The 18,552-nt window shown below is 70.8% G+C and carries 21 protein-coding genes and 1 pseudogene; 11 read left to right on the plus strand and 11 right to left on the minus strand.

Annotated elements, in window-relative coordinates; translation table 11 throughout:
• Window positions 1-11 precede the first annotated feature (11 nt).
• Window positions 12-365, minus strand: a complete 354-nt coding sequence (locus KCH87_RS49060; RefSeq protein ID WP_308298839.1) for a hypothetical protein — start codon at window positions 363-365, stop codon at window positions 12-14.
• A gap of 71 nt (window positions 366-436) precedes the next feature.
• Window positions 437-769 carry an SCO0607 family lipoprotein gene (locus KCH87_RS15890; protein ID WP_247196297.1) on the minus strand — a complete coding sequence of 111 codons (333 nt, stop codon included), beginning with the start codon at window positions 767-769 and terminating at the stop codon, window positions 437-439.
• A gap of 187 nt (window positions 770-956) precedes the next feature.
• Here KCH87_RS15890 and KCH87_RS15895 point away from each other — a divergent pair, with 187 nt between their 5' ends.
• On the plus strand, window positions 957-1,529 hold the full coding sequence (locus tag KCH87_RS15895; protein WP_210586735.1) for a dihydrofolate reductase family protein: 573 nt from the start codon (window positions 957-959) through the stop codon (window positions 1,527-1,529).
• A gap of 30 nt (window positions 1,530-1,559) precedes the next feature.
• Window positions 1,560-1,819: pseudogene (locus tag KCH87_RS49065) on the plus strand (DUF1801 domain-containing protein).
• Here the strand turns inward: KCH87_RS49065 and KCH87_RS15900 are convergent.
• Window positions 1,776-2,762: an alpha/beta fold hydrolase gene (locus tag KCH87_RS15900; RefSeq protein ID WP_210586736.1), complete on the minus strand. Its 987-nt coding sequence runs from the start codon at window positions 2,760-2,762 to the stop codon at window positions 1,776-1,778. The pseudogene KCH87_RS49065 and the gene KCH87_RS15900 overlap by 44 nt on opposite strands.
• A 153-nt stretch (window positions 2,763-2,915) precedes the next feature.
• Between KCH87_RS15900 and KCH87_RS15905 the strand changes: the two genes are divergently transcribed.
• Window positions 2,916-3,443 carry a GNAT family N-acetyltransferase gene (locus tag KCH87_RS15905; RefSeq protein ID WP_210586737.1) on the plus strand — a complete coding sequence of 176 codons (528 nt, stop codon included), beginning with the start codon at window positions 2,916-2,918 and terminating at the stop codon, window positions 3,441-3,443.
• 122 nt (window positions 3,444-3,565) lie between these two features.
• On the opposite strand, the gene KCH87_RS15910 is transcribed toward KCH87_RS15905, so the two are convergent.
• Window positions 3,566-4,468 carry a ketopantoate reductase family protein gene (locus tag KCH87_RS15910; RefSeq protein ID WP_210586738.1) on the minus strand — a complete coding sequence of 301 codons (903 nt, stop codon included), beginning with the start codon at window positions 4,466-4,468 and terminating at the stop codon, window positions 3,566-3,568.
• A 192-nt stretch (window positions 4,469-4,660) separates the two neighbouring features.
• Between KCH87_RS15910 and KCH87_RS15915 the strand changes: the two genes are divergently transcribed.
• The gene (locus KCH87_RS15915) at window positions 4,661-4,891 is read left to right on the plus strand and encodes a DUF2277 domain-containing protein (protein ID WP_210586739.1); all 231 of its coding nucleotides are present in this window, start codon (window positions 4,661-4,663) and stop codon (window positions 4,889-4,891) included.
• 123 nt (window positions 4,892-5,014) lie between these two features.
• Here KCH87_RS15915 and KCH87_RS15920 read toward each other — a convergent pair whose 3' ends face one another.
• Window positions 5,015-5,626 (minus strand): DedA family protein, encoded by a 612-nt coding sequence (locus KCH87_RS15920; protein WP_210586740.1) that lies wholly within the window; start codon window positions 5,624-5,626, stop codon window positions 5,015-5,017.
• A gap of 246 nt (window positions 5,627-5,872) precedes the next feature.
• Here KCH87_RS15920 and KCH87_RS15925 point away from each other — a divergent pair, with 246 nt between their 5' ends.
• Complete coding sequence (locus tag KCH87_RS15925) at window positions 5,873-6,400, plus strand: superoxide dismutase family protein (protein ID WP_210586741.1); 528 nt, start codon at window positions 5,873-5,875, stop codon at window positions 6,398-6,400.
• A gap of 87 nt (window positions 6,401-6,487) precedes the next feature.
• Here KCH87_RS15925 and KCH87_RS15930 read toward each other — a convergent pair whose 3' ends face one another.
• The 4 genes from KCH87_RS15930 to KCH87_RS15945 form a co-directional block, all read right to left on the minus strand.
• A complete protein-coding gene (locus KCH87_RS15930; protein ID WP_210586976.1) occupies window positions 6,488-6,943 on the minus strand; it encodes a DoxX family protein in 456 nt (151 codons plus the stop codon).
• 95 nt (window positions 6,944-7,038) lie between these two features.
• Window positions 7,039-8,949, minus strand: coding sequence for an FAD/NAD(P)-binding protein (locus KCH87_RS15935; RefSeq protein ID WP_210586742.1), 1,911 nt, complete (start codon window positions 8,947-8,949; stop codon window positions 7,039-7,041).
• Between the two features lie 205 nt (window positions 8,950-9,154).
• Window positions 9,155-10,801, minus strand: a complete 1,647-nt coding sequence (locus tag KCH87_RS15940) for an alkaline phosphatase D family protein (protein ID WP_210586743.1) — start codon at window positions 10,799-10,801, stop codon at window positions 9,155-9,157.
• 95 nt (window positions 10,802-10,896) lie between these two features.
• Entirely contained in the window at window positions 10,897-11,541 is a 645-nt protein-coding gene (locus KCH87_RS15945; protein WP_210586744.1) for an HNH endonuclease family protein, read from the minus strand.
• Between the two features lie 386 nt (window positions 11,542-11,927).
• On the opposite strand from KCH87_RS15945, the gene KCH87_RS15950 reads away from it, so the two are divergent.
• On the plus strand, window positions 11,928-12,509 hold the full coding sequence (locus tag KCH87_RS15950; RefSeq protein WP_210586745.1) for a TMEM165/GDT1 family protein: 582 nt from the start codon (window positions 11,928-11,930) through the stop codon (window positions 12,507-12,509).
• A 161-nt stretch (window positions 12,510-12,670) separates the two neighbouring features.
• Window positions 12,671-13,333 (plus strand): HAD family hydrolase, encoded by a 663-nt coding sequence (locus KCH87_RS15955; protein ID WP_210586746.1) that lies wholly within the window; start codon window positions 12,671-12,673, stop codon window positions 13,331-13,333.
• Window positions 13,334-13,345: 12 nt separating this feature from the next.
• Here KCH87_RS15955 and KCH87_RS15960 read toward each other — a convergent pair whose 3' ends face one another.
• Entirely contained in the window at window positions 13,346-14,380 is a 1,035-nt protein-coding gene (locus KCH87_RS15960) for a peptidoglycan-binding domain-containing protein (RefSeq protein ID WP_210586747.1), read from the minus strand.
• 160 nt (window positions 14,381-14,540) lie between these two features.
• Here KCH87_RS15960 and KCH87_RS15965 point away from each other — a divergent pair, with 160 nt between their 5' ends.
• From KCH87_RS15965 to KCH87_RS15975, 3 genes are all read left to right on the plus strand, one after another.
• Complete coding sequence (locus KCH87_RS15965) at window positions 14,541-16,613, plus strand: MFS transporter (protein ID WP_210586748.1); 2,073 nt, start codon at window positions 14,541-14,543, stop codon at window positions 16,611-16,613.
• Window positions 16,614-16,752: 139 nt separating this feature from the next.
• Complete coding sequence (locus tag KCH87_RS15970; protein WP_247196298.1) at window positions 16,753-17,334, plus strand: hypothetical protein; 582 nt, start codon at window positions 16,753-16,755, stop codon at window positions 17,332-17,334.
• A gap of 4 nt (window positions 17,335-17,338) precedes the next feature.
• Window positions 17,339-17,659 carry a hypothetical protein gene (locus KCH87_RS15975; protein ID WP_210586749.1) on the plus strand — a complete coding sequence of 107 codons (321 nt, stop codon included), beginning with the start codon at window positions 17,339-17,341 and terminating at the stop codon, window positions 17,657-17,659.
• On the opposite strand, the gene KCH87_RS15980 is transcribed toward KCH87_RS15975, so the two are convergent.
• Window positions 17,648-18,076: a DUF1992 domain-containing protein gene (locus KCH87_RS15980; RefSeq protein WP_210586750.1), complete on the minus strand. Its 429-nt coding sequence runs from the start codon at window positions 18,074-18,076 to the stop codon at window positions 17,648-17,650. The genes KCH87_RS15975 and KCH87_RS15980 overlap by 12 nt on opposite strands.
• An 81-nt stretch (window positions 18,077-18,157) precedes the next feature.
• Between KCH87_RS15980 and KCH87_RS15985 the strand changes: the two genes are divergently transcribed.
• Entirely contained in the window at window positions 18,158-18,550 is a 393-nt protein-coding gene (locus KCH87_RS15985; protein ID WP_210586751.1) for an FHA domain-containing protein, read from the plus strand.
• Window positions 18,551-18,552 lie beyond the last annotated feature (2 nt).

Raw genomic sequence — 18,552 nt, forward strand, 5'->3', positions numbered from 1 at the left:
GCCGGTCCGGCTCAGCGGCCGGGCCTCAGCCGAGCGAGCCGGCGGAGCAGCCCTCGTCGTGAGCGGCGAGGACGTGGGCGATGGGGACGGCGATCCTCCGTGCCGGCCTGACCGGCTTCGCCGGCGCCTCGCCTCCAGTGGCCGTCCGGCGACAGGAGCGGCGCCTTGCGCTCTGCTTGCGCTCGGATCTCGACGTAGGACTCGTGGGCAGTGATCCGGTACGCCTCTTCGAAGGAGGCCAGGGCTGCGCTCATGGCGGCACCTGCGAGGCCCCGGCGGCGAATGCGCCAGGCCAGCCAGGCGAAGGAACCCATGACCGCGGCAAGGCCGCCGACCAAGATCAGGAACGGTAAGAACGCGTCCACGGGCATGAGGCTAGCGGACGACCGTGATGCCCGAAGTGGCCAACCGGCGTACGGGCCGGGCCGGCTGGTCGCTACGCGGCCGGTGCGTCGATGATGTTGCCGTCCTTGTCGAGGGTGTGGGTGCGCCAGTAGACGTCCCACTTGTCGTCGACCTGCTGCGGCACCTTGCCCTCCGGATACCGCGTGTATCCCGCCGGGGGCTTTTCGCCGTCGGTCACACACGCCGAACCGGTGCCGTTCACGGTCAGGACGGGGTACTCGCCGCTGCCACAGGTGTTCTCCTGGTATCCGAGAGAGCATCCGGTGAGTGCCACGACCGCGGCCGCGCCGACGAGAGCAGCACCGGCGGCCCGGAACCTGCCGGGGCGGAACGCGGTGGTGGGTCCGCTGACCCTGCGGGACATGGGCACGATCGTCTCCTGTCGTTCGGTCTGTCTCCACTCTCGCCGCCGATGATCGCCGTGCCCTGAGTACGCGTACTCAGGAACGCCCGACGCGGATGCTCAACACCATCGATGAGTTTCCGCTGCGCGCCGGGTCTACGTTCCGGACAGCAGCGGCGTGCAGCCCTCGGTCTCCGGAGGAGATGGCATGAGCAAGGTAGTGATGCACAACGTCGTTTCCGTGGACGGCTTCATCGCCGACGCGGACGACCAGGTGGGCCCGCTGTTCGACTGGTACGGCAACGGCGACGTCCACCTCAGCGAGTTCGCGCAGATCTCGAAGGTCTCGGCCGAGTACGTCGAGCCGATGCTGGCGAGCATCGGGACACTGGTCGTCGGGCGGCATGTGTTCGACATGACCAATGGCTGGGAGGGCAAACCGCCGACCGGTGCACACATCGTCGTGGTCTCGCACCGGCCCAGGCCCGAGGGATGGCACCCGGAGGCGCCGTACCACTTCGTCGACGATGTGGCACAGGCGATCGAGCTGGCCAGGGAACTCGCGGGGGAGCGCAACGTCGGCGTCGCGGCGGGCGACGTGGGCGGGCAGGCGTTCGCCCTCGGCCTGGTGGACGAGGTGGCGATGGACGTCGTACCCGTGGTCTTCGGCTCGGGCAAGCGGTACTTCGGTTCGGTCGACGCCCAGCACCTGCTGGAGGACCCGCACACGGTGATCCAGGGCGACCGTGTGCTGCACCTGCGCTACCGCGTCCGCCGGTAGCGCGCGACCCGTACCGCCTACCCTCGCCGCATGGTGCAGAGCAAGGCGACCGACGTCGACGGCTACCTCGCCGAGGTCTCCGAGGACCGCGGGACGGGGTCGCCGAGATCGCCTTCGCCGGCCAGAAGCAGTACATCTCCTTCTATCTGATGCGCACCGACGTCCGCGCGGCCTTCGAGGAGCGGCTGGCCGGACAGGACATGGGCAAGGGGTGTCTGCGGTTCCGTAAGCCGGAGGCCGTCGACCTCACTCGGGCAGGTCGTCGAGCCAGGCCGTCAGACGGTGGTTGACCTCGTCGGGGCGTTCCTGCTGGATCCAGTGGCCGCAGCCCTCCAGCAGGTGTGAGCCGCGCAGGCCCGGGAGGGTCGTGGAGTACGCGTCGATCGCGTCGGCCAGCCAGGTCGTGGAGGCGTCGAGCGTGCCGCCCAGGAAGAGGGACGGCTGCGGGACGGGGGCGCCGGCGAAGGACTGGAGGTCCTCCCAGTCGCGGTCCATGCAGCGGTAGCGGTTCAGGGCGCCGCTCAGGCCCGTGCGCTCGAACTCCGCCGCGTAGACGTCGAGTTCGGCCTCGCTGAGCCAGGACGGCAGCCGGCCTGCGGGGAAGCGGTCGCGCAGGGTTTTGCCGGGGCTCACGAAGTGCGGGTCGGGGGCGCCCGGCGCGGGCATCGTGTCGGCGGAGAGGGCGGCGTAGAAGCCGGCGAGCCAGCCCCGTACGTCCGGTTCGATCTCGCGCTCGGCGTGGCCCGGTTCCTGGAAGTAGGAGACGTAGAACTCCTCCTCCCCGCCCATGCCCGCGAACACCTCGCTCGGCCTGGGGCCGCCGGGCGGGGTGTACGGGACGCTCAGCAGACCGACCGCGCGGAAGACGTCGGGGCGCAGCAGCGCGGAGTGCGCGGCGATCGTCGCGCCCCAGTCGTGCCCGACGATCACCGCGGACGTCTCGCCCAGCGCCTCCACCACGGCGACGTTGTCCTCCACCAGCTCGACCGTCCGGTACGCCTCCACCGCCTCCGGCCGCGACGAACGCCCGTAGCCGCGGACATCCACGGCGACCGCGCGGTATCCCGCCGCGGCCAGCGCCGGCAGCTGGCGGCGCCAGGAGTACCAGGACTCAGGGAAGCCGTGCACCAGCAGGACGAGCGGGCCGCTGCCCTGTTCTGCCAGGTGGATCCGGCCGGCGGGGGAGGGGACGAGTCGGTGCGTGACGTTCGGGAGCGTGTCCGGGTGGGGCATGGATCCGATCCTCCGTGCGTGGGGTGAATTGCGCTCGTACGGCGATCCTGCGGGGGCCGGGCGGACGCGGGCGAGACTTGTTGCCGGTTCGGCAAACAGCTGCGGAGACCGCGGCTCGGGGCGATGTCAGACCCGGGGCCTACTGTGATCGGTATGGATGCGGCGAGCGCGGAGACGGTGCGGCTGGTGCCCTGGGCCGAGGGGGACTTCTGGCTGCTGCGGAGGAACAACAGCCCTGAGATGACCGAGCACTTGGGCGGACCGGAGACGGAGGAGAAGCTGGTCGCCCGGCATCGGCGGTATGTCGATCTGGCGACCGGCGGGATGTTCCGGGTCGTTCTGGCGGACGGCGGCGAGAGCGTCGGGGCCATCGGGTTCTGGGAGCGGGAGTGGCAGGGGGAGACGGTGTGGGAGACGGGGTGGGCGGTGCTGCCCGAGTTCCAGGGGCGGGGGCTTGCGGCGGGGGCCGCCCGCGCAGTTGTCGAGACCGCGCGAGCGGCCGGCCGGAACCGATATCTGCACGCCTTTCCGAAGGCGGACCATGCCGCGTCGAACGGCGTCTGCCGAAGAGCCGGCTTCACGCTCGTCGGGCAGTCGCGGTTCGAGTACCCGAAGGGGCACTGGATCACGTCCAACGACTGGCGGGTGGACCTGGGGGAGGTCCTGGAGGGGCCCGGCTAGGCGCTCCGCGGGAAGTGCCGGGAGCGGCCGTCGGTCGGCTGCGGGTCCGTCGTGGCTGGTCGCGCAGTTCCCCGCGCCCCTTCGGGGCGCTGCCGAACCGCAGCCGACTTCGCCAGGGCCGCTCAGTGACCGGCGTCCCCCAACTCCCTTACCACTCTTGTCGCCACCGGCACCGGCACCTCGTGCCGCTCTGCCGCGCGCAGCAACGCACCGCCGATCGCGTCGAGTTCCAGCGGACGGCCCGCCTCGGCGTCGCGTTGCATCGACGACTTGGTCGGGGGCGGGAAGGCGTCGTAGAGGGCGAGTGACTGGGCCGGGTCGGCGGGGCCGCCGCAGGCGTGGCTGACCGCCGCCGTCTCCTCCACCAGGGCGGTCAACTCCTCGCGATGGCTGGTGCGTACGTCGCCGAGCGGGAGTCCGTAGCAGGTGGTCAGCAGGGCGAAGGGTGCCAGGAAGGACATCTTCGCCCAGAGGGTCGCCGTCTCGTCGGGCAGGACGCGGGTGGTCGGGCCCGCGGCGGTGAGCGCCGCGGCGAGCGTGTCGAGGCGGTCCGGGGGTACGTCGGTGCCGGTCAGGTCGATTTCGGCGAGGGGGCTGCCGTGCTCGATCTGCCCCGCTGCGACGCGTGTCGACTCCGTGCGGATGACGGCGGGGGCGACCCGGTCCGGGCGGTAGCGGGCGCGCAGGGTCGCGGGGTGGTCGACGCCGTTGAGGAACGGCACGAGCAGGGCATCGCCGAGTGCGGCGGGCGGGATGCGGTCGAGGGCTGCGTCAAGTGCCGTGTGCTTGACGGCGATCAGACAGGCGTCGACCGGTTCGCGCAGTTCGGTGTAGGCCTCGACGCGGGCCGTGAAGTCGCCGAACAGTCCGCTGCTGACCTGGATTCCGGCCGCGTTGAGCGTCTTGGCGGTGTCCTCTCCGGCCAGGCAGATCACCCGGTGCCCGGCACGGGACAGAAGCGCGCCGAGCAGGCCGCCGATGCCGCCCGGGCCGAGTACGGCCACGGTGAGTTCGTCGTTCGCCATGTGTGTCCCTTCATCGGTCGGCCCCGTAGCGGTGGCCGCCTCGGGGCGATCATCGCAGGCGCCACCCGTGCCACCCGCGCCATCAGAGGCTTGTGGTCATGAACTGCACAATCGGGAGGGGGAGAGCGGTATTCCCGGCGGATTCGCTGCGGATTCCCTGCCGGTCGTCCCGTGCGGGGTGAGACTGGGGTTATGTGCCGCAGTATCAAGACGCTTCGTCCGCCGTTGTTGGCCGAGGAGGCGACCGAGGAAGAGATCCGGGCCGCTGCCTTGCAGTATGTGCGGAAGGTGTCCGGGTTCCGGGCGCCGGCCGCCCACAACCAGGAGGTGTTCGACCGCGCCGTGGAGGTGATTGCCGAGGCAACGGCCGAGTTGCTGGACGGCTTGGAGATTCGGGGGGCGACGGCTCGACGGGCCGGATAGGGCCGGCTAAGCAGGTCGGCTGCGGTTCGGCAGCGCCCCGAAGGGGCGCGGGGAACTGCGCGACAAGCCCCCACCGGCCCGCGGCGAACGAACCGCAGATCCAACCGCATATCCAGCGGAGCGCTACGCCGGTCTTCGCCGCATCAGATACCCGGCGACCGCGCCCGCCGCGAACAGCGCCGCCACCGACACCGCCGTCGCCAGCCAGGTCGCGCCCAGCCAGTGCGCGCCGAAGTAGCCGAGGGCGACGCTGTAGGTGGCCCAGGAGAGGCCGGCCAGGGCGGACCAGGGGAGGAAGTCCCGGGCGCGGCGGTGGGCGGCGCCTGCGGTGAGGGAGACCACGGAGCGGCCGGCCGGGGCGAAGCGGGCCAGGACGACCAGGGCTCCGCCGCCGCGGGAGAGGGCGGTGCCGAGACGTTCCTGCGCGGTGCTCAGACGTCGGGAGCGGGCGATCGCGCGGTCCAGGCGAGGGCTGCCCGCCCAGGCCAGGCGGTAGGCGACGAGGTCGCCCAGCACGGATGCCGTCGTGGCGCACAGCGTCAGGGCCAGGATGTCGGGGACCTGGTGCGGTACGTCACCCGTCGCCGCGCTCGAACCCGCCGCGGCCGCCGTCGCCGCCGTGATGACCAGGACCCCGCTCGGCAGTAACGGGACGAAGACGTCCAGCAGGATGGAAAGGGCCACCACGGCATAAATCCATGGACTGGCCGTCAGCGACCCCACGCTCTCGAACACCGCTACTCCCGTGACTCCCCCGTTGGCCGGCCCAACCGTGCCGCGATGTCGCGGGGGAGCGGCAGGGGCGGCCTGTAACAGCCATACAGCGTACGCCGGGGGTGTGACAGGGGATTCACGGGGGGCTCGTGGGTTCGGCACGGCTTGTTCACCCGGGTGCCGCTTCCCGGGGGCGGCCCCGGCCGGTGTCCCGTAGCACGGACAGAGGGCAACACATCACTCTGAACGTGAGGAACGGTACACATCATGGTGGCAGGAATATGCGCGGGTGCCGTCGCCGCGGCCGTGCTCGCGGTGGCCGGCACCGGTGGCGCCGAGGTCTGCTCGATGCGGGAGGACGGGCGTTTCGTGCCGGCCTCCGCGGCTGTCGCGTCGCCGGCGGTGACGTACGACAAGAAGCTGGTGCCGGTCGGATCGTGGATCGAGATCGACCAGCAGACCAAGGAGAACACCGGCGCGACGACCGTGAAGCTGCGGGTCAAGGGCATGAAGCCCGGGCACGCGTACGGCGTCCATGTGCATCAGAAGCCCTGTGCCGCCGACCCCGCCGCGGCGGGCGGGCATTACCAGAACAAGGTGTCCACCGACCCGGCCGACGTCAACGCAGAGAACGAGGTCTGGCTGGACTTCACCGCCGACGCGCGCGGCTCCGGCCGGGCGACCGCCTGGCACTCCTGGGGATTCCGCGAGGGCGAGGCGAACTCGGTGGTGATCCACGACGTGCCCGGCCCGAGCGGGGCCCGCGTGGCCTGCTTCACGGCTCCCTTCAAGTAGGGCGCCGGTGCGGGCCTGACGGACGCAACGGCGCCTTCCCGCACGGGCGGGAAGGCGCCGTCGTACCGCTGGGGAAACCGCTACCGGTCAGGCGGCCACCGGCGTCTGCCGCGAGGCCGGCTGCTCCTTCTCCGCCGAGCGCTTCGCGAAGAGCTGGTCCAGGCCGAGCGCGCCGGAACCGGTGAAGACCAGCAGCAGGAGGGCCCAGCAGAACATCGCCGAGGCCTCGCCGCCGTTCTCCATCGGCCACAGGGCGCCGGGCTGGTGCACCTTGAAGTACGCGTACGCCATGGAGCCCGAGGCGATGAACGCGGCGGCGCGTGTGCCCAGGCCGAGCAGTACCAGGGCGCCGCCGACGAGCTGGATCACGGCCGCGTACCAGCCGGGCCAGGTGCCGGCCTCGATGGTGGAGCCGTCGGTGGCGGCCGCGCCGCCGAGCACGCCGAAGAGCGAGGCGGCGCCGTGGCAGGCGAAGAGCAGGCCGACGACTATGCGGAACAGGCCGAGGGCGTAGGGCTGAGCACTGTTGAGACGTGCGGTCAGTCCGGACATGTGGGGGGTACTCCTTCGGTCGGGCCGGTCCATGGGGCGGACCGGTCTGGGGACAGAACCGAGTGAGTGACCCAGGTTAGGTGTGCCTAATCAATACTTGCAAGTTCAACATTCGGCCATGGCGTGCGTTCCGTTTGCGGCTCCGTTTCGGTCGTCACCGCACGTAGAACCGCTCTCGCCACCGCGTCGGCGTCCGAAAGCGTGACCGAATCCACGCCCGGTCTGGCCCCCGCCGCCGTCACCCAGTGCACGCCCTCCGTCGGCACCCCGAACGCGAACCGCCTTGCGTGTACGCGTCCTTGACGGTCGATCAGACGGTACGGGCGGGGTGTTACGTCCAGTCCTCCGGTTTCGTAACCGTCGACGGTGTGTGGCCGGCACTGCCCGGTCTTCAGCAGCCGGGCGAGGAGGTCGTCGGCCGTGCGCCGCAGATCGGGTTCCGGAAGCCGCGCCTCTATGAGCGTCGTCACATGTACGGCGGACCCCGGCACGTCGGGTGAGTGTGCGAGCCACGCCCCCTCGCCCTCCCGCACCTCCAGCCGCGGCCCGAGCACCTCCACCACGCCCGCCTCCATCAGCGCGGCCAGCTCCTCGATCCGGCGCCGGGGCGGGCCGATGGAGAGGAACGCGTTGAGCGGCGTGTACCAGCGGTCCAGATGGTCGCGGCGGGAGGCGCCCGCGATGCCGCCGTGGTCGACGATCTGCCGCAGCTCGTTGCGCAGATCCCGCAGCACGTCGAGCGCCGCCTTCACCGGACCGGCGACATTGCCGAGGGCGGCCTGGGTGGCGTCCTCACGGAGATACGTCAGCAGCCAGCCGCGCCAGGCGTCGGGGCCGGCGAAGTCGCATCCCGCGTACGGGCGGGAGATACGGTCCCAGGACCAGCGGGCAGCCTCCGCTATCCCGAACTCGTCCAGTACGGCGGCCTCTTGGGTGCTGCGATGCGGGACGGCGAGGAATCGGTCGCGGAAATCCGGCTTGCCCAGAAGGGTTTCGTAATAGACCGTCTCCACCTCCTTCGCCACCAACGGCCATATCTCCGTCAGGAAGTCCGGTGCCTCGCCGGAGTCGGCGCGTTTGCGGAAGCGGGCGATGGTCTCGTCGGTGAGGACGAGGGGGAGGTGGCGGCCGTAGGGGCCCTTGGCGTTGTCGCCGCGGGCCTGGTACGGGATGCCGCGGCGGGAACCGGCGTACAGGCGTGGCTCGCTGCCGGACGGCAGGTAGCGCAGGCGCCCGTCCTCCGCGCGGGCGAAGCGGCCGCCGCGGCCGGTGGTCAACAGGGCCATGTGGTCGAAGAAGTTGAGGCCCAGGCCGCGCAGCAGCACCGGTTCGGCGGGGGCGATGGCGGAGAGGTCGACGTCGGCGGGGTTGGCGGGGGGTACGTGGCGCAGGCCGTGCGCTTCGGCGTACGCCGCGTGCCGTCGCTGTGCCGTGTCCGTGGCCGTCGGCAGATGGCCCTGGGCGAGGACGACGGCGGACAGGGCGGAGAGGGTGCGGCCGTCGTCGAGGGTCAGGGTCTGACGGTCGTCGGGGGCGTCGTCGAGCCGTATGGCGCGTGCCGTGTGCGTCTCGACGCGGATCGCCTGCGGTGCCTCGCGTACGACCTTCGCGAACACCCACTCCAGATAGCGGCCGTAGTGGGCGCGGGTGGGGTACTCGTCGGGGCCCAGGTCGCCGTCCGCCCAGTCGTGCAGGCTGGGGCCGGGGCGGACCGGGCCCGAGCAGTCCACGCTGTCGTCGGTGAACAGGGTCACCTGACTGGCCACGGTGTTCATCAGCAGCTCGGCGGACTGCGCGGAGCGCCAGACGCGGCCGGGGCCGGGCGGCGCCGGGTCGATCACATGGACGGTCAGCCGGGTGCCGGGAGGGAGGAGTTCCGGCGCGGAGGCGCAGAGGCGTTCCAGGACGCTGGTACCGCGCGGCCCTGCGCCCACCAGGGCGACCCGGACCTCGGCGGACTCGGCGTGCGCTGCGGATTCCGCGGGCGGTGCAGACAAAGCGGTGACTCCCGGGCGTGTGGGGCGCGTTGGGGCGAACCGCCCAGGGGAAGCGGACGGTCCGCCTCATCATGCCGTCGCCGGTACCGGGAGCCGAGACCCGGGCGGAAGGATTGACGCCCACTGTGGGATGCGTCACGAGCATCATGGGCCACGGGCGCAACAAACGTACGGAACAGGTGTATCGCGGGTGAACCAGGACGGCTCACGGCGTCAGCTGCGATTCCTCCACCGTCTTCAGCCGCGCCCCGCCCGTTTTCTCCGCCCGCGCCTGATCCAGCCGCAGCCGGGCCGAACGCCCGCGCAGCGTCAGTGTCATGAGCTGGTTGCCGAACCACGGCCCGCCCGTCCGGCGCCAGTCGATCGGCGGCCGCGGCACCCTGCCGTGCCCGGCGAACCGGCGGCCCAGGACACGGGCGGCGGCGGACCAGCCGAAGCGGAAGCCGATGCGGATGGACATGGGGATGGAGTTGTGGACGGGGGAGCAGGTCAGCTGGAGCACGCGGGCGTCCGGAGCGTCCGGAGCATCCGCGGGCCAGCTCGGCTCGGCGACGTACGCGTGGTGCACGTCCCCCGACAGCACGCACACCGTCGCCGGCGCCCGGTCCCCCGAACCGGCCTCGGCGATCAGCGCCGTCAGCGCGTCGAAGGACGCCGGGAACGCCGCCCAGTGCTCCAGGTCCGCCCGGCGCCGCAGGTCCTCCCCGAACCGCGCCCAGCGTGCGCCCTTCTCGCCCCGGCACAGCGCCGCGTTCCACCCCTCGGCGTCGTGCACCAGGTGCGGCAGCAACCAGGGCAGCGAGGTGCCGATGAGGAGGTGGTCGTACGAACCCGGTTCCTCCAGCGCCTGTTCGCGCAGCCAGTGCGCCTCGCCGGGGTCGAGCATCGACCGGCTTCCCTCGTCGAGGACCCGGGCCGCCCGGGTGTCCACCATCAGCAGCCGTACGCGGCCGAAGTCGCGCCGGTAGCTCCAGCGGACGGAGGTGGGATCGGCGTCGGCCTTGGCGGCGAAGGCGCGCAGGGCGTCCGTGCCGTCGGGCGTCTCGCGTACGGCGGCGTACAGCGGGTCGTCGGCGAGCTCGGCCGGGGAGAGGTTGCCGAGGTGCTGGTGCACCCAGTACGACATCAGGCCGCTCAGCAGCCGCTCGCGCCACCACGAGGTGGCCCGCATGTCCTCCAGCCAGGAGGCGGAGGTGTTCCAGTCGTCTATGACGTCGTGGTCGTCGAAGATCATGGAGCTGGGCACGGTGGACAGCAGCCAGCGGATCTCGGGGTCGAGCCACGATTCGTAGTAGAGCTGGGTGTACTCCTCGTAGTCCGCGACCTCGCTGCCGGGCGGCTCGCGCAGATCGCGGCGGGCGGCGAGATAGCGGCGGGTGGCCTTGGAGACCCCGTCGGCGTAGACCTGGTCGCCCAACAGCAGCAGCACGTCCGGGCGTTCGCCGCCCGGGTCGCCCGCCATCCGCGCGGCCAGCGTGTCCAGCGCGTCGGGGCCCACCGGATCGGCCTCGTCGGCGGGCGGGGCGGCCCAGCGGCAGGAGCCGAAGGCGACGCGGACGGTGTCGTCCTCGGCCGGCGTGCGGATCAGTGAGGGCGGGAAAGGGGAGTCGGGCAGCGGCCACACGCGCGCGCCGTCGAGGAATACCTCGTACGACTGTGAGGTGCCCGGCACAAGGCCGTTCACCTCGACGAGCGCGTAGTGATGGCCCGCGATCTGAAAGGTGGGGGACTCGCCGCGGGCACCGTCCGCGCAGCGCACCTCGGCGGTGCACGGCCGGCTCGACTCGACCCAGAAGGTCGCCGACGAGCCGTCGGTGTACCTCAGCAGTGGACCCAGGCGCAGACTCGCCAAAATGATCGCCCTCCTCCGTCGCCCCGTACGGTACGGAACGACGGAGGTCAGCGGGGAGGTTCCTTTACAGAATCCGCGCTATCGGCCCGTGGGCTTCAGCAGCCGGACAGGTAGCTCGTCAGCGCGCTCTTCTCGGCGGAGTCGACCGAGAGGCCGTAGTAGTACTTCACCTGGACCCAGGCGCGGACGTAGGTGCAGCGGTAGGACGAGACCGACGGCATCCACTCGGCCGGGTCCTGGTCGCTCTTGGACTGGTTCACGTTGTCCGTCACGGCGATGAGCTGCGGACGGGTCAGGTCGTTGGCGAAGGACTGGCGGCGGGAGGTGGTCCAGCTGTCGGCGCCGGAGTCCCAGGCCTCGGCCAGCGGGACCAGGTGGTCGATGTCCAGGTCGGAGGCGACGGTCCAGGTGGCGCCGTCGTAGACGGAGTACCAGGTGCCGCTGGTGGCGGCGCAGGCGGAGTCCTGGACGACGTTCGTGCCGTCGCGCTTCAGGACGACCTCACGGGTGTTGCAGGTACCGGACTGGGTGATCCAGTGCGGGAAGAGGTCACGGTCGTAGCCGGTGCGGTCTTCGGTGGCCACGGTGAGCTGGGCGAGGTAGCTGCGCGCGGTGGCGCCGCTGACGGGCGTGGGGAGAGCGGCGGAGGCGGTCGGGCTGTTGAAAAGCGCGACCGAGGCTATGAGCCCGGTAAGAGTCGCGAGTATGCTGAGGCGTCGACGCGCGTAGAACTTCGGCATGCGAACTCCCTGGAGTCGTGGGGGTGTTGGGCGCGAGCGGGGAAATGCTCGCGGTGCCGTGTTGCGCTCAGGTGTTCGTTCGGTAAGAAGCTAATGACGCGGACATGACACATCAAGGTTGAGAGCGGAACTTTCTGGTCCGTTGTCGAACGCGTACGCTGAATGACGCAGAAGGGGAGTAGCTCTTCGCCGGACCGTCGACATACTGCTCAGCTCGTCTGAGCCGGCGCCCGGAGGCGGGCCTCATGCGTGAGGCCGGCCAGCGAGACCTTCGGCAAGCAGTGCACCGCCCGTGCCGTACGGCACGGGCGCCACGTGTGCTGCCGTGCCGAGGTCTCTTGTGATGTACGACTCTCGGTGGGGCAGACCCGACCGATTGAGGAACCTTGATCAGCTTCAGCGTCCTGGCGCTCACGTTCGGCGTCGTCTTCCTCGCCGAACTGCCGGACAAGACCGCGCTCGCCGGCCTCGTCCTCGGCACCCGCTATCGCGCCTCGTACGTCTTCGTCGGCGTCGCCGCCGCCTTCGCGCTGCACGTCGCCCTCGCCGTCGCGGCCGGGAGCGTGCTGACGCTGCTGCCGCAGCAGATCGTGCATGCGCTGACCGGTGTGCTCTTCCTGGCCGGCGCCGCGGTGCTGCTGCTGAAGAAGGACGAGGACGAGGCGGAGGTCCGCAAGCCGGAGAACCAGTCCTTCTGGAAGGTGTCCGGGGCCGGGTTCATGCTCATCCTGGTCGCCGAGTTCGGTGATCTGACGCAGATCATGACCGCGAATCTCGCCGCCCGGTACGACGACCCGCTCTCCGTCGGGCTCGGCGCGGTACTCGCGCTGTGGGCGGTCGCCGGACTCGGCATCCTCGGCGGAAAGGCCCTGATGAAGCGGGTTCCGCTGGCGCTCATCACCAAGGTCGCGGCGCTGCTGATGCTGGCACTCGGGGTGTGGAGTCTCTGGGAAGCCGTGACCGGGTGAGCTGAACGGTCGGTGAACCCTTCTCGAAACCGGTGGCGGGAACGGGTCCACGTTTTGTACCGTAGAGAAACAAACTGGCTCCGCCCGTTTACCCTGACCGGCGGGCGGGCCCGGTTTGTTTCTGTGGGCCGAGGCCCTACTTCCGCGTTTTGGAGCTGCCGATGACGGCCACGACCGTGCTCACCGCCCGTGCCCTTCTGCTCGACATGGACGGCACCCTCGTCAACTCGGACGCCGCCGTGGAGCGGATCTGGCGACGCTGGGCCGAGCGGAACGGGCTGGACGGGGACGAGGTCCTGAAGGTCGCCCACGGCCGGCAGGGGTACGCCACCATGGCCCTGCTGCTGCCCGACCGGCCCGTGGACCGGAACCACGCCGACAACGCGCGCATGCTCGCCGAGGAGACCGCCGACACGGACGGCGTGGTCGCCATCCCCGGCGCCTCGGAGTTCCTGGCCTCGCTGCACGGCCTGCCGCACGCCCTCGTCACCTCCGCCGACATCGCCCTCTCCGCGGCCCGGATGACCGCCGCCGGCCTCGCCCTGCCCGACCTCCGCATCACCGCCGAGTCCGTCGGCGCCAGCAAGCCCGACCCCGAAGGCTTCCTCAAGGGCGCCGCCGAACTGGGCGTCGACGCCGCCGACTGCATCGTCTTCGAGGACTCGGCGGCCGGTATCCAGGCGGGCCGCGCGGCCGGGATGCGGGTCGTGGGCGTCGGGGAGAGGGCCGGGTTCCACGGGCCGGACGCGCTGGTGAGCGACCTCACGCAGGTGCGGGTGGAGGGCGCGGAGGACGGGACGATTCGGCTGTACGTCACCGGCTGATCAGCCGATCCCCTACGGCTCCTGCGTCTCCGACTCCAGCCGCTCCCGCGTTTCGAGGTCGTAGACCCCGTAGTCCTCCGGCACGACTCCCCGCGCCACCTGATACCGGGTGACCGCGTCCTCGACGCCCTCGTTGTAGTTGCCGTCGGCGTCCCTCGTGTAGAGGTTGAGCTCCGTCAGCCGTAGCTCGAGTTCCACGACCTCCGGGCCCTTGTCGCCCCGGCTCAGCACCGGGTCCTCGATGTCGCGGCCACTTTCCGGCGGCCCGGTGGAGCCGGTCGCGCTCGTCGTGGGTGCGGTCGTCGTGGGCGTGGAGGTGGGCGTCGCGGTCGGGGAGGCGCTCGAGCGGGTCGGGGTCGGTGAGGGTGCGCGGCTCGCGGTGGCCGACGAGGAGGGTGCCGCGGACGTCGGCGCGCCGGATGTGGCGCTCGCGGACGGGGACTCTGCGGCCGCGCCGGTCGTGTTGTCCGGCACGCTCGCCCGGACCTCTTCCGGCAGCGCACGGTCCCGGGTCGGCGTGTCGTACGAGAAGAGTCCGCTCGCCAGCCCGGCCGCCGTGATGACGGTGACGAGGGCGCCCGCCACCCCGTACATGAGCGTGCGGCGGGGACGACGGGACGGTTCGTCGTCCTCGTCGGCGTGCGGATCGCCGGGTCCGGGGCCGAAGGGGCCGCCGGCGTCCGGCTCGACGTCGTAGGGAGCGGCATCACCCGCGAACAGGCTCAGGTCGGCGGTACTGGGCTCGTTCGCCGACGGCCCCAGCGGGGTCGGCAGTGCGGGAGCCTCCGGGGGCACGGCAGGGATCGGCATCGTGGCGTCGGGGTCCGCGCTTCTCGGCGAGTCCTGCGGTGCCGGCTCCGATGCGCCGTCCAGTTCGACGTAGGGGCGGATGCGTAGCGGATCGAAGTCCTCCGCCGCTGCCGCCTCCGCCGTACGCGCATCGCGCAGGGCGTCGGCCGCGCGCTGGGTACAGCCGCAGGACGGGCTGCTGTCGGCCCCCCTGGGTGCCCCGCACTCCGGGCATTGGTGACCCTTCGGCTCTGCCACGCGTTGGTTCCCTCCCCTTGCGAACTCCAGCGATTATGCAGACCCTTCCTCCACACGTTCCACACACGCCCCGGAATAACGGATTCCAACTGGATTGAACAGGCCATAACCGGTCACACCGGCCAGGATGGAGGAGTAACAAGAGCCTCGGGAGGTCTTCATGGCCGGGGATAGGCACGGTAGGACGGGGAATGTGCGAGACGGACAGCCCCCGGAGCGGCCCCCGAAGAAGGGGGTCGCCGCGCGCGAGAACGTCTCCGGGAGCGTCCTCGTCCCGATCGGCGCCCTGCTCCTCGGGATGCTGCTCGCCGCCCTCGACCAGACCATCGTGTCGACCGCGCTGCCCACGATCGTCAGCGACCTCGGCGGCATGGACCACCTGTCGTGGGTGGTCACCGCGTACTTGCTGGCGTCGACGGCCGCGACTCCGTTGTGGGGCAAGCTCGGTGACCAGTACGGACGGAAGCGGCTGTTCCAGATCGCGATCGTGATCTTTCTGATCGGATCGGCGTTGTGCGGAATGGCGCAAAGCATGTCCGAGCTGATCGCGTTCCGCGCTCTCCAGGGTCTCGGTGGCGGCGGGTTGATCGTGCTGTCGATGGCGATCGTCGGCGATCTCGTGCCACCGCGCGAACGCGGGCGCTATCAAGGGCTGTTCGGAGCGGTCTTCGGCGCGACCAGCGTGCTCGGGCCGCTGTTGGGCGGCCTGTTCACCGAGCATCTGAGCTGGCGCTGGGTGTTCTACGTCAATCTGCCGATCGGCGTCGTCGCCCTCGCCGTCATCGCGGCCGCCCTGCACATCCCGCGGCGGACCGAGAAGCATGTCATCGACTACCTCGGCACCTTCCTCATCGCGTCCGTCGCCACCTCCCTGGTGCTGGTGGCCTCGCTCGGTGGTACGACGTGGAGTTGGGGCTCGCCGCAGATCGTCGGGCTGGCGGTCCTGGGCGTCGTACTCGCCGTCGCCTTCGTGACCGCGGAGCGGAAGGCGGCCGAACCGGTCCTGCCGCTCAAGCTCTTCCGGGTCCGCACGTTCACCCTCTCCGCCGTCATCAGCTTCATCGTCGGCTTCGCGATGTTCGGCGCGATGACCTATCTGCCGACCTTCCTCCAGGTCGTACAGGGCGTCAGTCCGACCATGTCCGGGGTGCACATGCTGCCGATGGTCTTCGGCATGCTGCTGGCCTCGACCGCCTCCGGGCAGATCGTCAGCCGCACCGGACGCTGGAAGGTCTTCCCCGTCGCCGGCACCGGCGTCACCGCGCTCGGCCTGCTCTTCCTCCACCAGCTCGACGAGCACAGTTCCACCGCCGAGATGAGCGCCTACTTCTTCGTCTTCGGTCTCGGTCTCGGCCTGGTCATGCAGGTGCTGGTGCTCATCGTGCAGAACGCGGTGCCGTACGAGGATCTGGGCGTCGCCACGTCCGGCGCGACCTTCTTCCGGTCCATCGGGGCGTCGTTCGGCGTCGCCATCTTCGGCACGATCTTCGCGGGCCGCCTCGGCGACAAGCTCACGGACGCCTTCCAGGGCACCCAACTCCCGCCCGGCGTCTCGGTGGACGCCCTGGAGTCCGACTCGCGCTCCATCGCGGAACTGCCCGCGGCACTACGCCCACCGGCGCTCGACGCATACGCATCGTCCATCACGGACGTCTTCCTGTACGCCGCTCCCGTCGCCCTCCTCGGCTTCGTCCTGGCCTGGTTCCTCAAGGAGGACAAGCTGCGCGGCTCGGTGACGGCGCCCGACGTGACGCAGACGCTCGCCAGCAATCCGGTCCAGCGGTCCTCGTACGACGAGGTGTGCCGTGCGCTGTCGGTGCTCGGCACCCGCGAGGGCCGCCGCGACATCTACCGCACGATCACCGAACGGGCGGGGTACGACCTGCTGCCCGCCGCCAGTTGGCTCCTGCTGCGCATCAAGAAGTACGGCTGGGCCGAACCCGGCGTCCTCGCCGAGCGCAGCTCCATACCGCTCACCGTCATCCTCGAAGCCGCCCGTCAGGTCGAGGGGCGCGGGCTCGGCGTCCGCGAGGGCATCGACCTCGTGCTGACCGAGCGCGGACGCGAGGTCGCCGAACGGCTGTCGCAGGCCCGTGAGGAGTCCCTCAGCGAACTCCTCGGCGACTGGTGGAGCCCGGACCGGCCCACCGACCTGACCCAGCTGGTCAGGGAACTCAACGAAGAGCTGTGCGGCTCGGAACGGGAGCGGCCGTCTGCGACGCGGGACGGTTGAGCGGTTTGTGGGGGGTGGTTTCGGCGCGTCGGCGGCTGCGGGTTGTCTGTGGCTGATCGCGCAGTTCCCCGCGCCCCTTCGGGCTCGTCCACTCATCCGGTTGCCGTTTGAGAGGCGGGTTGCGGGCTACCCGGCCTTCATGTCCACAGGCGTGATCATCGTTCTGATCGTGATTGTGGCGGCCGTAGTTATTGGCGCGGCCGTCCTCCTGACCCTGCGCGGCCGGATTTCGTTCGGTGGTGGCAGGGATCTGAAGAAGCGCTTCGGGCCCGAGTACGAGCGGACCGTGGCCCGGCACGACGGCGACGCGCAGGCTGCTGAACGCGAGTTGGCCGAGCGGGTCGAGCGGCATGGCGGGCTGAAGGAACAGCCCTTGGAACCGGCCGCGCGTGAGCAGTACGCGGCCCGTTGGACCGCCGCGCAGGAGCGCTTCGTCGACTCTCCGCGCGAGGCGCTCACCGAGGCGGACGGGCTGCTCGCGGAGCTGGCCGGCTCCCGAGGATTCCCGGACGGCGAGCACTACGAAGAGCAGCTCGCCGCGCTGTCCGTGCACCACGCGGACCATGTGCACGGCTACCGGCGCGTTCATCGCCTCGCGCACGCGCGCGGGGCCGCCGACGGGGACGGCCGCGCCAACACGGAGGAGATGCGCGAGGCGCTGATCGAGGCCCGGGCGCTCTTCGCGGACCTGGCCGACACCAAGCAGCTGCAAAGGAGTTGAGAACATGCCGGAAGCGACACCCCCGCTCCTCCCGCACGACGAGCGCGACAAGCTCGAGGAACGCCTTCAGCACGCGGTCTCCGGATTCATCGACGCGCCCCGCACGTCCGTCGAGGAGGTCGACAAGGTGGTCGAGGAGATCACCGGGCGCATCTCCGACGCCCTGACCCAGCGCCGACGTACTCTGCGCAGGTCCTGGCAGTCCACCGAAGCGTCCACGCCGTCCGCCGAAGCGTCCACAGAGACCTCCGCGCCCGACACCGAGCAACTCCGCCTGGCCCTGCGGGACTACCGCGAGCTGGCGGATCGGCTGCTACGCGTCTGAACCGTCCGCCGCGTCCGCTGCCCGGCGCTCCCGCCACTGCCGTACGACGTCCTCGACGTCGTACGGCTTCATTCCGAGCGGAGGTCCTGGCGGCGGCTTGAACATCATGTCGCGGAGCCTGACGTTGACGTCCGTGATGATCTTCCGGACGATCCGCTCCGACGGCGCGACCAGAGCGGCCGCCAGGGCGTCCTCCGCCTCCTTGCGCAGCGCGAGTGACGGCGGCAGCACCGACCATCCCTCGCGGGCCATCTTCCGCTTGATCCACCACAGTTCGTCGTACGCCGTGTCGGCGCCCGGCGGGAACGGCTTCCCCGCACCCGGCAGTCGGTCGAACTCGCCGCGCCTCTCGGCGTCGCGGATCTGCTTGTCGACCCAGGACTCGAACGGCACACCCGGTGGCTTTCGCTCGGTCATGAGTCCATTGTGCCGGACGCGGTGAGGCCGGGCGATTTATCATGCGGCGGCTACGTAGGGACACTTTCAGAAGGAGCGCACGTGCTCGAACTCACCATGGCCGCCGTCTCCGCGGCGGACGCGGGCGCCACGGCCGGCATGCTCATGGCCGACGCGCCCAGTGACCCGGGCGCCGTGCTGCGGGTGGGCCGGGACAAGTCGGTGTGCCGGCTGTCGACGCCCGACGAATGGCTGTTCGTCTCCCGGGTCCATCTGGAGTTCCTGTGCGGCCCCGACGGCACCTGGCAGGTGACCTGGCTGCGCGGCTCGCAGCCCGATCCGTCCTCCGAGGTGCGGCTGACGGTCGGCGAGCACGCGCAGCCGCTGGCCTACGGCGGGACGGTGCCGCTGCCGAGAGGCGGCAGCGGCGAGATAGTCATCGTGGACCGCACCGCCCCCCGCAGCGTCAACGTCGGCTTCTATCACGAGGTCTGACG

This window comes from Streptomyces sp. GESEQ-35 (assembly GCF_017948485.1).
GTDB lineage: Bacteria > Actinomycetota > Actinomycetes > Streptomycetales > Streptomycetaceae > Streptomyces.

Coding starts and splice junctions, on each gene's coding strand:
- KCH87_RS15980 (WP_210586750.1), bottom strand. CDS start 18,076: ATGACCGAGCGAAAGCCACCGGGTGTGCCGTTCGAGTCCTGGGTCGAC.
- KCH87_RS15905 (WP_210586737.1), top strand. CDS start 2,916: ATGGATGCGGCGAGCGCGGAGACGGTGCGGCTGGTGCCCTGGGCCGAG.
- KCH87_RS15900 (WP_210586736.1), bottom strand. CDS start 2,762: ATGCCCCACCCGGACACGCTCCCGAACGTCACGCACCGACTCGTCCCC.
- KCH87_RS15910 (WP_210586738.1), bottom strand. CDS start 4,468: ATGGCGAACGACGAACTCACCGTGGCCGTACTCGGCCCGGGCGGCATC.
- KCH87_RS15925 (WP_210586741.1), top strand. CDS start 5,873: ATGGTGGCAGGAATATGCGCGGGTGCCGTCGCCGCGGCCGTGCTCGCG.
- KCH87_RS15975 (WP_210586749.1), top strand. CDS start 17,339: ATGCCGGAAGCGACACCCCCGCTCCTCCCGCACGACGAGCGCGACAAG.
- KCH87_RS15945 (WP_210586744.1), bottom strand. CDS start 11,541: ATGCCGAAGTTCTACGCGCGTCGACGCCTCAGCATACTCGCGACTCTT.
- KCH87_RS15965 (WP_210586748.1), top strand. CDS start 14,541: ATGGCCGGGGATAGGCACGGTAGGACGGGGAATGTGCGAGACGGACAG.
- KCH87_RS15970 (WP_247196298.1), top strand. CDS start 16,753: ATGTCCACAGGCGTGATCATCGTTCTGATCGTGATTGTGGCGGCCGTA.
- KCH87_RS15890 (WP_247196297.1), bottom strand. CDS start 769: ATGTCCCGCAGGGTCAGCGGACCCACCACCGCGTTCCGCCCCGGCAGG.
- KCH87_RS15955 (WP_210586746.1), top strand. CDS start 12,671: ATGACGGCCACGACCGTGCTCACCGCCCGTGCCCTTCTGCTCGACATG.
- KCH87_RS15915 (WP_210586739.1), top strand. CDS start 4,661: ATGTGCCGCAGTATCAAGACGCTTCGTCCGCCGTTGTTGGCCGAGGAG.
- KCH87_RS15895 (WP_210586735.1), top strand. CDS start 957: ATGAGCAAGGTAGTGATGCACAACGTCGTTTCCGTGGACGGCTTCATC.